We start from the raw sequence: 12,556 nt of genomic DNA, 5'->3' as shown, positions 1-12,556 counted from the left end.
TAATAAGGTGCCCTTCCTTTCACGAAGGCAGCGAGCGGAAGCCGCGCCCGGTGCGGTCGCCGAGGTGACCGGCGGTCACCAACTGCTCCAGCAGTGGAGCCGGGGCGAAGCCCGGATCGCGCAGTTCCCCGTACAACCGCCGCTGGACGGCCAGCGCCACGTCCAGACCGACCGCGTCGAGCAGGGCGAACGGGCCGACGGGGTAACCGCAGCCGAGCCTCATGGCGTGGTCGACGTCGTCGGTGCCGGCGTAGCCGGCCTCCAGCATCCGCACCGCGTCGTTGAGGTACGGGAACAGCAGCGCGTTGACGATGAAACCGGCCCGATCGGCGCAGACCACTGCGGTCCGCCCCAGCGTGGCACAGACCGCCCGCGCGGTGTCCACCACCTGGTCCGAGGTCCGGATGGTCCGCACGATCTCGACCAGCGGCGTCGAGGTGCCCGGGTGCACGAGGTGCAGGCCCACCACGTCGTCCGGGCGCCCGGTCGCCATCGCCAGGTCGATCACCGGCAGCGCGGAGGTGGTGGTGGCCAGCACGGCGCCCGGCTTGCAGACTGCGGCCACCTCGGCGAGGAGGGCCTTCTTGACGTCGAGATCGTCGGCCACCGCCTCGACCACCAGGTCCGCGTCGGCCAGCGCCGTCGACGCCGTCGACCAGGTGATCCGGCCGAGGGCGGCGGCACGGTCGGCCTCGCTCAACCGGTCGGGGGAGACGTTCTCGTCCAGTGCGGTCCGCACCGCCGCACCGGCCGTCGTGGGATCCCCGAATCCGGGGCCGACCGCGACGACCTGGTATCCGGCGGCGGCGAAGACCGCGACGAGCCGGTGCGCCGACGCGCCTGCTCCGACCACGCCGACGGTGCGTACCGGGTCGGTGGGTGCCTCGCCGGCCGGTGCCGGCGTCCGTGCGTCGGGCACGACGGTGCCGGAGCCGGGCCGCTCGTAGGTGTAGAAGCCCCGGCCGGACTTCCGCCCGAGCAGCCCGGCGGTCACCATCTGGCGCAGCAGTGGCGCCGGGGCGTGTCGGCGGTCCCGGCCGCCACGGCGGTACATGGTGTCCAGGACCTCGTAGGACGTGTCCAGCCCGATCAGGTCCATCAGGGCCAGCGGGCCCATCGGCAGTCCGCAGCCGAGCTTCATCGCGACGTCGATGTCCTCGCGGGTCGCGTACCCCGCCTCGACCATCGTGACGGCGTGGTTGAGGTAGCCGAACAGCAGCGCGTTGGCGACGAAGCCGGCCCGGTCGCCGATGGTGACGTCGACCTTGCCGAGTCGCCCGCAGAGCGCCTCCACGTCGGTCACCACGTCGTCGGCGGTGACGACCGTGCGCACGACCTCGACCAGCTTCATCACCGGTGCCGGGTTGAAGAAGTGGATGCCGATCACCTGTTCGGGCCGGCCGGTGGCGACCGCGATCTCGGTGACGCTCAACGACGAGGTGTTGGTGGCGAGGACGGCCTCGGGCCTGCAGATCCGGTCCAGGTCGGCGAAGAGCCGCCGCTTCAGGTCGAGGCGCTCGGGTACCGCCTCGATCACCAGGTCGACCGCGTGCAGCGCGTCCAGCCCGACGGCGAAGGTGACCCGGCCGTGCAGGGCGTCCCGGTCGGCGGCGGCGAGCCGGCCCTTGGCCACGGCCCGGTCGGTCGAGCGGGTCAGCGTGGCCCGGCCACGGTCCAGGGCGTCGTCGGTGATCTCGACGGCCACCACGTCGACGCCGCTGCGGGCGAAGACCTCGACGATGCCGGCACCCATGGTGCCCAGACCCACCACACCCACGCTGGTGAACTCGCGCGCCACGCCCGGCCTCCCCTTGTCCGCGGAACCGGCGACCGGACTTTAACGGTCGCTCAGGTCATGCGCGCGAGTCTGCCACGTGGCGCGGGCCTGTCCAGACGCGGTGGGGTTTGTCACCGCGCCGGGCACAGGTCGGCGGTCGGGCTCAGGCCAGCGGCCGGGTGCAACAGGTCAGGAGCCGCCGGTGATGGCGCGTGTGGAGGGCGCGACCGGCAGCGGCAGCGTCGGTCGCCGCTCCTGGCGCGGCACCCCGAAGCTGAAGCCCACCGGGTCGGTGAGCGCCACCCCCGGGTCGAAGAACCGCAGGTCGGTACGACCGATCCGGACCACGTCGCCGTCGCTGAGCCGGGTCAGCTCGGTGATCCGACGTTCGTTCACCCAGGTGCCGTTCGTCGAGCCGAGGTCCACCAGGGACACCCCCTCGCCGGCCAGCCAGATCTCGGCGTGCCGACGACTCAGATGCGGGTCGTGCACGACGATGTCGACCGCCGGATCGCGGCCGATCACCTGCGGCTGACGACGCAGCCGGAACCCGAGCCCGCGCATGGGCCCGGCGGCCACTGTCAGCAGCGGCATCAGTTGCGGATATTCCTCCATGGACAGTCGGACCTCCACCCCGCGCGGCCACCCCCGCGTCAGCCTGCCACCACCGGGCGGCCACCTCCACCACCCGGCCAGTCATCACCGAGTAACCGGCCGGACACCTTCCGTTCGACCCTTTCGGTGGACAGGGCACCTGCCTTCCGGCGAAAACTGCTGCTCAGTCCGATTCAACCATCCGCCGCCCAGCCCGCTCGGCCCCGCACCACTCCCTACCTGTGAGTAATATTCGGGTCTAGAATCCCGTCATGACGGCTCCCCACCGCCCCGGCACCCCGACGATCGAGGGCGGCCACCTGATCTCGACCAACCCGGCCACCGGCGACGAGGCGGGACGCGTACCGGTCGCCACCGGCGTGGAGGTGGAGCGCGCCGTCGCGAACGCCCGCGCCGCCGGCCTGTGGTGGGCCGGTCTCGGCTTCGACGGGCGGCGGGAACGGCTGCTGCGCTGGCGGCGGCTGCTCGCGAAGCGGATGGAGACGCTGGCGGAGCTGGTCCACGCCGAGGGTGGCAAGCCGATCGCGGACGCGCTGGTCGAGATCGTGACCGCGGTGGAGCACGTCGACTGGGCGGCGAACAACGCGCGCCGGGTGCTCGGCGCCCGCCGGGTCCGGTCCCGGCTCATCCTGGCCGAGTTCTCGGCCCACCTGGAGTACCAGCCGTACGGGGTGGTCGGGGTGATCGGGCCGTGGAACTACCCGGTCTTCACCCCCATCGGCTCCGCCGCGTACGCGCTGGCCGCCGGCAACGCCGTGGTCCTCAAACCGAGCGAGTACACCCCGGTGGTCGGGCAGTGGCTGGTCGACACGTTCGCCGAGGTGGTGCCCGAGCAGCCGGTGTTCAGCGCGGTGCACGGCCTCGCCGACGTGGGCGCGGCACTGTGCCGGTCCGGCGTCGACAAGCTCGCCTTCACCGGCTCCACCGCCACCGCGAAGAAGGTGATGGCGGCCTGCGCCGAGTCGCTGACCCCGGTGCTGTTGGAGGCCGGCGGCAAGGACGCGATGATCGTCGACGCGGACGCCGACCTGGACGCCGCCGCCGAGGCCGCCGTCTGGGGTGCGATGACCAACGCCGGGCAGACGTGCATCGGCATCGAGCGGGTCTACGCGGTGGAGCCGGTCTTCGACGCGTTCGTCGACAAGGTGGTCGAGCGGGCGGGCCGCCTCACCGTGGGCCCCGACGACGCCGACGTCGGCCCGATCACCATGCCCAGCCAGCTCGACGTCATCCGACGGCACATCGACGACGCGCTGACCCGGGGCGGACGCGCCGCCCTCGGCGGCCGGGACGCGGTCCGGCCGCCGTACGCGCACCCGACCGTGCTGGTGGACGTGCCCGAGGACTCCGCGGCCGTACGCGAGGAGACCTTCGGCCCGACGCTGACCGTCAACCGGGTGCGGGACGCGGACGAGGCGCTCGCCCGGGCCAACGCCCTGCCCTACGGTCTGGGCGGTTCGGTCTTCGGGCGGCGTCGGGCGGTGGCGATCGCCCGTCGACTCCGGTCCGGCATGGCGTCGATCAACTCGGCGCTCACCTTCGCCGGCATGTCCACCCTGCCCTTCGGCGGGGTCGGCGAGTCGGGGTTCGGCCGGATCCACGGCGAGGACGGGCTGCGCGAGTTCGGCCGGGCCAAGGCGGTGACCCGTCGCCGGGGCCGGACGCTCCTGCCGTCGACCACCTTCGACCGCACCCCTGCTGACGTGGCCCGTCTCGTCAAAGCGGTCAAGATGCTCTACGGCAGGTGAGCAGGCGGTCCGAAAGCCGCCACTGTCGGAAAGCCGATCATCGTCGGCTTCGATACGGGACAGAGGTTTAGCGTCGGTAGCCGCGACGGTACATTCCGTTAAATGCGCCCCCATCGATTGCGATTCCATCTCGTCGACAAGGACGGCTCATGGGCCGCGCGGCAACGCCAACGCCGCGCCGAATGGCTGGTCCGCACGTTTCCCCGGCTGTCCGAGATGAACGTGATCGACCTTGGTGGACGCCTCGGCACCTGGACCCGCGCGGCCGTCCGGCCGGCCCGCGTACACGTGGTCAACCTGGAGCGACCCGCCGTCGACGTGCCCGAGTGGGCCGAGGTCGACCAGGCCGACGCCTGCGACCTGCCGGCCCACATCACCGGGCGCCGCTACGACCTGGTCTTCTCCAACTCGGTGCTGGAACACGTGGGTGGACACGAGCGCCGGCTGCGGTTCGCCGAGGCGGTGCACACGCTGGCCGAGCGGCACTGGGTGCAGACGCCGTACCGCTACTTCCCGATCGAGCCGCACTGGATCGCCCCGGGCATGCAGTTCCTGCCGGTACGCCTGCGCACCGCGGTCGCCCGGCGCTGGCCGCTCGGGCACAAGGCCACCCACTCCCACGACGCGGCCATCCACCAGGTGCTCTGGACCGAGCTGCTGGACCGGTCCCAGATGCGGCACTACTTCCCGCAGTCCCGCATTCTGATAGAACGGGTCGGCGGCCTGCCGAAGTCGCTGATCGCGGTCCGCACCACGATCCCCCGCCAACGCACCACCTGACCGCGCCGCCGACCCTCAGAACAGGGTCAGTTCGTCGCGCTCGATGCCGCGCAGCCGGTCGTAGTCGACCACCACGCACCGGATGCCGCGATCCCGGGCGAGCACCCGCGCCTGCGGCTTGATCTCCTGCGCGGCGAAGACGCCGGCCACCGGTGCGAGCAACGGATCGCGGTTGAGCAGTTCGAGGTAGCGGGTGAGCTGCTCGACGCCGTCGATCTCGCCCCGGCGCTTCACCTCGACCGCGACCGTGCCCTGGTCGGCGTCGCGGCAGAGCAGGTCGACCGGCCCGATGGCGGTCATGTACTCGCGGCGGACCAGCGTGTACCCCTCGCCCAGCGTCTCCGGGTTGGCGGCCAGCAGCTCCTGGAGGTGTGCCTCCACCCCGTCCTTGCGCAGCCCCGGGTCGACGCCGAGTTCGTACGAGGTGTCCTGAAAGATCTCCTCCAGGGTGATCCGCAGTTCCTCACCGGCCTTGTTGACCACCCGCCACACCCCGGGCGCCTCCTCCAGCCGACAGGGCGGGCTCATCCAGTTCAACGGCTTGTAGGCCCGGTCGTCGGCGTGGATGGACACCGAGCCGTCCGCCTTCACCATGAGCAGCCGGGTGGCCGGCGGCAGGTGGGCCGAGAGGCGTCCGACATAGTCCACCGAGCATTTCGCAATCACCAACCGCACCCGACGAGGGTAGCGGAGAGGCCGGGCATCGCCGCCGAGCGGCACTGGCGCGCCGGTGCCATGCTGAGATGGTGCTCGAAGTGCTGACCGGTACCGGCCTCGCCGCCTCGGCGGGGCTCAACGCCTACATCCCGCTGCTGTTGATGGGCGGTCTGGCCCGTTTCACCAGCGTCATCGACCTGCCCGGCGGCTGGCAGTGGCTCGGTAACGACTGGGTGCTGGGCATCCTCGCCGTGCTGCTCGTCGTCGAGGTCGTCGCGGACAAGGTGCCGGTGGTGGACCACGTCAACGACCTGGTGCAGACGGTGGTCCGCCCGACCGCCGGTGGGCTGGCCTTCGGTGCCGGCTCCGCCTCGGAGACGGTGACGGTCAGCGACCCGGACAGCTTCTTCACCGACGGCGGCCAGTGGCTACCGGTCGTCGTCGGGGTATTGATCGCGCTCGGCGTACACCTGCTCAAGTCCGCCGCCCGGCCGGTCATCAACGCCACCACGGCCGGTTTCGGCGCCCCGGTGGCGAGCACCGCCGAGGACGCGACCAGCGTGGTGATGTCCCTGGTGGCGATCGTGCTGCCGGTGCTGGTGCTGGTGTTCCTGGTCGCGTTCGCCCTCTATCTGCCGTGGTTCCTGCGCCGACGCGCGGACCGACGCCGGGAACGCCAGGCCGCCCGGGACGCCGGCTTCCGGGTCTGATCCTCAGGTACGCGGGGCAGACCGGTTGCGTAGTGGATCTACGCTGCCCCGCATGACGTACCACCCGACTCCGGTCCCGCCCCGCAACAACCGCCCGCTGCGGATCGTGCTCGTCGTGGTGGGGGTGGTCGTCGCCCTCTGCTGCCTGGGCGGTGCGGTCGGCGGCTGGTTCCTCTACCAGACCGTGCAGGACGCGGTCGGTCCGGCCCGCAGCGCCACCGGCGAGTATCTGGACGCCCTCCGGGACGGCGACCACCAGCGCGCCTACGACCGTCTCTGCCAGCGGCAACGCGACGAGGTCACGGCGGACGAGTTCGCCCGGCAACGGCAGGCGATGCCGAAACTGGTGGAGTACGACATCACCGGGATGCGGGTCTCCACCAACAACGGCCGGACCACCGGGGCCGCGTCGGTACGCCTGGAGACGGCCAACGGCGAGACGAACGAGTCGATCAGCCTGCTCCGCGAGGACGGCGAGTGGCGCGTCTGCCCCTGAGGACCGGCGAATCGGTCCAGCCCAGCCCTCCGAAAGCCTAAAATTAGGGCAAATCAACGGAGGAGGGTGGGTCATGACCGCAGCGATGGAGATGCCCCGGGTCCAGGAGTGCGTGGTGTCCGCCTGCGCGTACAACCACACCGGCGACTGCAACGCCTTCGCCATCACGATCGGCAGCATGGACCACGCGCACTGCCACACGTTCATCGAGATGCCGGCCGTCCGCGCCGGCATCGACGGCCAGGTGGCCCAGGTGGGCGCGTGCCAACGGGCCGACTGTCGGCACAACCAGCAGTTGGAGTGCCAGGCCCCGTCGATCAAGGTCGGCCCGGACGCCGACATGGCCGACTGCATGACGTACAGCCACCGCTGATCGACCTCCGGGTGGCGTCCGCCGGGCGGACGGACCCGGAACTGTGCAGAACCGCACAGCGGAACGACGGTGACGCCCGGGTCCGAGTCGCCCGTGACGGGGAGGAACCACCACCCCCCGGTGCGGACGGCGGACCCGGGCGACCCGCACACTTGACGGCATGAGTGACGACGTCGCGATCCACGTCCGGGGCCTGCGCAAGGCGTACGGCGACAACGTCGCCGTGGCCGATCTGGACCTCGACGTCCAGCGGGGCGAGGTGTTCGCTCTGCTCGGCCCGAACGGCGCCGGCAAGACCACCACCGTGGAGATCCTGGAGGGCTACCGGCAGCGCGACGCCGGTGAGGTACGCGTACTGGACGCCGACCCCTCCTTCGCCCACGGCTCCCGGTCGGGCGGATCCCGCGCACCGGGCCGCTCGGTGCGCGACTGGCGGGGTCGGGTCGGCATCGTGCTCCAGGGCACCGGCGAGTTCGACGAGCTGACCGTGGCCGAGGTGGTCCACCACTTCGCCGGCTTCTATCCCGACGGCGACGACCCGGACAAGGTGATCGCCCGGGTGGGGCTGACCGCCAAGGCCGGCGCCCGTACGCACACCCTCTCCGGCGGGCAGAAGCGTCGCCTGGACGTGGCGCTGGGCATCATCGGCCGTCCCGAACTGCTCTTCCTCGACGAGCCGACCACCGGTTTCGACCCGGAGGCCCGCCGCGAGTTCTGGGAACTGATCCGGGACCTCTCCGCGGCCGGCACCACCATCGTGCTCACCACGCACTACCTGGACGAGGCCGAGGCGCTCGCCGACCGGGTGGGCGTCATCGCCGGCGGCCGGCTGGTCGAGGTCGCCGTACCCGCCGAGCTGGGCAACCGGCAGGACGCGCTGGCCACGGTCTCCTGGCGTACCCCGGAGGGCACGTCGGAGAGCGCGCAGAGCGCGACGCCGACGGCGCTGGTGGCCGAACTGGCCGCGCGTTTCGGTGGCGAGGTGCCCGGCCTGACCGTCACCCGGCCCACGCTGGAGGACATCTACCTGCGGATGATCGGACACTCATGACCACCACCACCCGACCGGACGCCCCGGTCGCCGCCCCCGCCACCCGCCGCCCCGGACCCGGCGGTCTCGCCCTGCGCCAGGGCCGCATGGAGATCCGGCAGTTCCTGCGCAGCCGGGAGTCCGTCGTCTTCACGCTGGGCTTCCCGATCATCATGGTGCTGATCTTCGCGTCGATCTTCGACGGCGACCTCGGCGAGGGTGTCAGCTACACGCAGTACTTCATCACCGGAATGATCGCCACCGGCCTGATGACGGTCAGCTTCCAGAACCTCGGCATCTGGATCCCGATCGAGCGGGACCGGGGCGTGCTCAAGCGGTACCGGGGCACGCCGATGCCGAAGTGGGTCTGGTTCGCCGGCAAGGTGATCATGGTGCTGGTGACCGGCGTGGTGATGACCGCACTGCTGCTCACGGTCTCGGTGCTGCTGTTCGACCTGAACCTGCCGACCACCGCGACCGCCTGGGTCACCTTCGGCTGGGTCAGCGCGCTGGGCATCACCGCCTGCACCCTCTGCGGCATCGCCATCTCGTCCCTGGCCCGTACGGCACGCAGCGGCTCGGCCGTGGTCACCCCGGTCGCCCTGGTGCTCCAGTTCATCTCCGGGGTGTTCTTCGTCTTCACCAACCTGCCGAGCTGGATGCAGCAGGTGGCGGCCATCTTCCCGCTCAAGTGGATGTGCCAGGGGCTGCGGGCGGTGTTCCTGCCGGAGAGCTTCGGCGCCAACGAACCGGGTGGTTCGTTCGAGCTGACCCGGGTCGCGCTGGTGCTGGGCGCCTGGTGCGTGATCGGCCTGGTGCTCTGCCTGACCACCTTCCGCTGGACCACCCGCCGCGACGGCTGAGGTGCAAGGAAGGGCACCTTGTTAACGCCTGCGGTAGAGCAGGGGTCCCCTGCTAACAGCCCGGCAGCCCTCGACGGGCAGCGCCGTTAAAAGGGGTCCCCTGCTATGCACGAGGCGTTAGCAGGGGACCCCTCCTTTCATCCGGTCAGTACGAGTAGAAGCCCTGGCCGGTCTTGCGGCCCAGGTCGCCGGCAGTGGCCATGCGCTGGAGCAGTTCCGGCGGGAAGAACTTCTCGTCACCGGTGTCGGTGTAGATGTTGCGGGTGGCGTTGAGCAGCACGTCCACGCCGGTCAGGTCGACGGTGGCGAGCGGCCCCATGGCGTGCCCGAAGCCGAGCTTGCAGGCGGTGTCCAGGTCCTCGGCGGAGATCACGCCGGTCTCGACCAGCCGGACCGCCTCCATCGCCAGTGCGGTGATCAGCCGGGTGGTGACGAAACCGGCGATGTCCCGGTTGACCACCACCACGGTCTTGCCGATCTCCTCGGCGAACGACTTCGCCGTGTCGAGCGTGGCGTCGCTGGTCTTGTAGCCCCGGATCAGCTCGCAGAGCTTCATCATCGGCACCGGCGAGAAGAAGTGGGTGCCGACGACCGCCTCGGGCCGTTCGGTGACCGCCGCGATCTGGGTGACCGGGATGGCCGACGTGTTGGTGGCCAGCACCGCGTCGGACTTGCAGATCTTGTCCAGCGCGCGGAACACCTCGTGCTTGATCTCCAGCCGCTCGAAGACGGCCTCGACCACGATGTCCGCGTCGGCCGCCGCCTCCAGGTCGGTGGTGGCCGTGATCCGTCCCAGCGCCGCCTCGGCGTCGTCGGTGGAGATCCGGCCCTTCTCCGCGAACTTCCCCAGCGACGTACGGATGCCGTCCAGACCGCGCCGGGTGGCCGCGTCGTCCAGGTCCCGCAGCACCACCTGCCAGCCCGCCTGTGCCGCCACCTGTGCGATGCCCGAGCCCATCAGCCCGGCGCCCACGACCGCGAGTCGACCCGCCATCTGATACTCCCTCGCTGCGATTTCGAGTGTCTTCCTGCACCCTAGTCGGCGAGCCTGAACGAAGGCTAAGGAGGCTCAGATGGTCAGTTCGGGTTCCTCCGGCGCGGTGGCCCGCTCCACCTCGATGCCGAGCGCCCGCAGGTCGGCCACGAAGTCGGGGTACCCCCGGTCGACGTGGTGCACGTGCGACACCTCGGTCACCCCGTCGGCGCAGAGCCCGGCGATGATCAGTCCCGCGCCGGCACGGATGTCGGTGGCGCGCACGGGTGCGCCGGAGAGTTGCTCGCGTCCGCGTACGACGGCGTGATGGCCGTCGGTCTTGATGTCCGCGCCCAGTCGCATCATCTCGTTGGCGAACATGAACCGGCCGTCGAAGATGTTCTCGGTGATCAGGGACGCGCCCTCGCTGAGCGCGGCGAGCCCGATCGCCATCGGCAACAGGTCGGTGGCGAAGCCCGGGTAGGGCAGCGTCACCACGTCCACCGCCCGGGGGCGGTCGTCCATGCGTACCCGGAAGGCGTCCGGCCGCGTCTCCACCAGGCCGCCGGCCGCGACGACCTTGTCCAGCGCGACCTCCAGGAAGCCGGGGTCGAGACCGGTCACGGTCACGTCGCCACAGGTCATCGCCGCGCCGAAGGCCCAGGTCCCGGCGACGATCCGGTCGCCCACCGTGGCGTGCCGGACCGGTTGCAACCGGGGTACGCCGACGATGGTGATCGTGGAGGTCCCCTCCCCCTCGATCACCGCGCCCATCCGCTGGAGCATGGTGCAGATGTCCACGATCTCCGGCTCGCGGGCGGCGTTCTCGATCACGGTGGTGCCCTCGGCCAGCACTGCGGCCATGACCAGGTTCTCGGTCGCGCCGACGCTCGGGAAGTCCAGCGTGATCTCCGCGCCCCGCAGGCCGTCCGGCGCGGCGGCGATCACGAAGCCGTGTTCGCCGGAGATGTCGGCGCCCATCCGGGTCAACCCGGAGATGTGCATGTCCAGACCGCGCGAACCGATCGCGTCGCCGCCCGGGTGGGCCACCCGGACGTAGCCGCGCCGGGCCAGCAGCGGCCCGAGTACGCAGATCGAGGCCCGCAACCGGCGGACCAGGTCGTAGTCGGCCTCGACGCCGGGCTGTTCCGGCACGTCGATGGTGACCGAGCGGGACCGGGCCACCCCGCCGACGGCGACCATCGGGTCCACCGGCTCGTCGGCGTCGAAGCGCACGCCGCAGCCGAGTCGGCGCAGCACCTCGCCCATGATGGCGATGTCGGTGATCCGGGGCACGTTGGTGATCACCGTCCGGCCCGGCGCCAGGAGCGCGGCGGCCATCAACTTCAGCGCGGAGTTCTTCGCCCCCACCACGTGCACGGTGCCGGCGAGCCGGGCTCCGCCGCGTACCCGGATGACGTCGACGTCGGCGACCGCCGCGTCACCCGCGTCACCCGGGCCGACCCCGCTGGACCAGCCCGTACCGGCTGTCGGCCGGGTCGGGATCGTCAGGTCCGGTATCCGTAGGCTGTGCGTCATGGCCGTCCACCTCACGCGCATCTACACCAAGGCCGGCGACGCCGGCATGACCAGGCTGAGCAACAACGAGCAGGTGCCGAAGAACGATCCACGGATCGCCGCGTACGCCGACGTGGACGAGTGCAACGCCACCATCGGCATGGCGCTCGCCCTGGGCGGGCTCGACGACGGGTTGCGAGCGGTGCTGGGGCCGATCCAGAACGACATGTTCGACGTGGGGGCGGATCTGTCCACCCCGGTCGAACCGGACCCGAAGTACCCGCCCCTGCGGGTGACCGAGGAGTACGTCGAGCGCCTTGAGGGCTGGTGCGACGAGTACAACGGGCGCCTGAGCAAGCTCGACTCCTTCATCCTCCCCGGCGGTACCGCGGGTGCGGCACTGCTGCACGCGGCGCGGACCGTCGCCCGGCGCGCCGAGCGGTCGGCATGGGCCCTCGTCGCACACGACCCCGACCGGACCAGCCATCTCCCGGCAAAGTATCTCAACCGGTTGTCGGATCTACTCTTTATTCTGGCAAGAACGGCAAATCCGGACGGAGACGTGCTATGGGTTCCGGGCGGAGGTCGTTGACGCTCGGAGCACTGCACCACGTGGAGGTCTGGGTACCCGACCTGGGCGTCTCGATGCGCAGTTGGGGCTGGCTCCTCGGCCAGTTGGGCTGGACCCCTTTCCAGGAGTGGCCGGCCGGTCGGTCCTGGCGGCTCGGCCCGACGTACCTCGTCCTGGAGGAGTCCCCCGCGCTCTCCGGGCGGCGTCATGACCGTCTCGCGCCCGGCCTGAACCACCTGGCCTTCCACGCCGGCCCGCCGGCCGCCGTCGACCGCCTGGTGGCCACTGCTCCCGGGTACGGCTGGACGCTGCTGTTCCCGGACCGCCACCCGCACGCCGGTGGCCCCGACACGTACGCCGCCTACCTGACCGACGGGCAGGGGTACGAGGTGGAGCTGGTCGCCGCCACCTCGTGACCCCCGCCCGACCGGCCGGGACGAGCCTC

Annotated in this window: 14 protein-coding genes; 9 read left to right on the top strand and 5 right to left on the bottom strand. The window is 71.1% G+C overall.

Annotated elements, in window-relative coordinates; all coding sequences use genetic code 11:
• Window positions 1-19: 19 nt before the first annotated feature.
• On the bottom strand, window positions 20-1,753 hold the full coding sequence (locus ACFYTT_RS20935) for a 3-hydroxyacyl-CoA dehydrogenase family protein (protein WP_387261664.1): 1,734 nt from the start codon (window positions 1,751-1,753) through the stop codon (window positions 20-22).
• Between the two features lie 213 nt (window positions 1,754-1,966).
• Window positions 1,967-2,371 (bottom strand): FHA domain-containing protein, encoded by a 405-nt coding sequence (locus ACFYTT_RS20930; RefSeq protein WP_236145640.1) that lies wholly within the window; start codon window positions 2,369-2,371, stop codon window positions 1,967-1,969.
• A 272-nt stretch (window positions 2,372-2,643) separates the two neighbouring features.
• On the opposite strand from ACFYTT_RS20930, the gene ACFYTT_RS20925 reads away from it, so the two are divergent.
• Both ACFYTT_RS20925 and ACFYTT_RS20920 read left to right on the top strand, forming a co-directional pair.
• Window positions 2,644-4,140: an aldehyde dehydrogenase family protein gene (locus ACFYTT_RS20925; protein ID WP_387261261.1), complete on the top strand. Its 1,497-nt coding sequence runs from the start codon at window positions 2,644-2,646 to the stop codon at window positions 4,138-4,140.
• Between the two features lie 102 nt (window positions 4,141-4,242).
• Window positions 4,243-4,920 (top strand): methyltransferase domain-containing protein, encoded by a 678-nt coding sequence (locus ACFYTT_RS20920; RefSeq protein WP_131052247.1) that lies wholly within the window; start codon window positions 4,243-4,245, stop codon window positions 4,918-4,920.
• 15 nt (window positions 4,921-4,935) lie between these two features.
• Here the strand turns inward: ACFYTT_RS20920 and nucS are convergent, their stop codons facing one another.
• Window positions 4,936-5,595 (bottom strand): endonuclease NucS, encoded by a 660-nt coding sequence (gene nucS / locus ACFYTT_RS20915; RefSeq protein WP_131052248.1) that lies wholly within the window; start codon window positions 5,593-5,595, stop codon window positions 4,936-4,938.
• A 71-nt stretch (window positions 5,596-5,666) separates the two neighbouring features.
• Here nucS and ACFYTT_RS20910 point away from each other — a divergent pair, with 71 nt between their 5' ends.
• The 5 genes from ACFYTT_RS20910 to ACFYTT_RS20890 all read left to right on the top strand — a co-directional run bounded on the left by ACFYTT_RS20910 (window position 5,667) and on the right by ACFYTT_RS20890 (window position 9,049).
• Window positions 5,667-6,287, top strand: a complete 621-nt coding sequence (locus ACFYTT_RS20910) for a DUF4126 domain-containing protein (RefSeq protein ID WP_131052268.1) — start codon at window positions 5,667-5,669, stop codon at window positions 6,285-6,287.
• 52 nt (window positions 6,288-6,339) lie between these two features.
• Complete coding sequence (locus ACFYTT_RS20905) at window positions 6,340-6,783, top strand: DUF4878 domain-containing protein (protein WP_131052249.1); 444 nt, start codon at window positions 6,340-6,342, stop codon at window positions 6,781-6,783.
• Window positions 6,784-6,856: 73 nt separating this feature from the next.
• Window positions 6,857-7,156 carry a DUF1540 domain-containing protein gene (locus ACFYTT_RS20900; RefSeq protein ID WP_131052250.1) on the top strand — a complete coding sequence of 100 codons (300 nt, stop codon included), beginning with the start codon at window positions 6,857-6,859 and terminating at the stop codon, window positions 7,154-7,156.
• 160 nt (window positions 7,157-7,316) lie between these two features.
• Window positions 7,317-8,207, top strand: coding sequence for an ABC transporter ATP-binding protein (locus ACFYTT_RS20895; protein ID WP_387261257.1), 891 nt, complete (start codon window positions 7,317-7,319; stop codon window positions 8,205-8,207).
• Window positions 8,204-9,049, top strand: a complete 846-nt coding sequence (locus tag ACFYTT_RS20890; RefSeq protein ID WP_387261254.1) for an ABC transporter permease — start codon at window positions 8,204-8,206, stop codon at window positions 9,047-9,049. The genes ACFYTT_RS20895 and ACFYTT_RS20890 overlap by 4 nt, the downstream gene beginning before the upstream one ends.
• Before the next feature lie 145 nt (window positions 9,050-9,194).
• On the opposite strand, the gene ACFYTT_RS20885 is transcribed toward ACFYTT_RS20890, so the two are convergent.
• Both ACFYTT_RS20885 and murA read right to left on the bottom strand, forming a co-directional pair.
• A complete protein-coding gene (locus tag ACFYTT_RS20885; protein WP_131052253.1) occupies window positions 9,195-10,043 on the bottom strand; it encodes a 3-hydroxyacyl-CoA dehydrogenase family protein in 849 nt (282 codons plus the stop codon).
• A 75-nt stretch (window positions 10,044-10,118) separates the two neighbouring features.
• Window positions 10,119-11,561: a UDP-N-acetylglucosamine 1-carboxyvinyltransferase gene (gene murA / locus ACFYTT_RS20880; RefSeq protein WP_131052254.1), complete on the bottom strand. Its 1,443-nt coding sequence runs from the start codon at window positions 11,559-11,561 to the stop codon at window positions 10,119-10,121.
• Here murA and ACFYTT_RS20875 point away from each other — a divergent pair.
• The gene (locus tag ACFYTT_RS20875; RefSeq protein WP_131052255.1) at window positions 11,560-12,132 is read left to right on the top strand and encodes a cob(I)yrinic acid a,c-diamide adenosyltransferase; all 573 of its coding nucleotides are present in this window, start codon (window positions 11,560-11,562) and stop codon (window positions 12,130-12,132) included. The genes murA and ACFYTT_RS20875 overlap by 2 nt on opposite strands.
• Window positions 12,108-12,527: a VOC family protein gene (locus ACFYTT_RS20870; protein WP_131052256.1), complete on the top strand. Its 420-nt coding sequence runs from the start codon at window positions 12,108-12,110 to the stop codon at window positions 12,525-12,527. Before ACFYTT_RS20875 ends, ACFYTT_RS20870 begins: the two co-directional genes overlap by 25 nt.
• Window positions 12,528-12,556 lie beyond the last annotated feature (29 nt).

The sequence above is a fragment of the Micromonospora sp. NPDC003816 genome (genome assembly GCF_042874705.1).
Classification (GTDB): Bacteria; Actinomycetota; Actinomycetes; order Mycobacteriales; family Micromonosporaceae; genus Micromonospora.
Note: the sequence above shows the minus strand (reverse complement) of the source record. Positions and strands in the feature narration are given on the sequence as shown.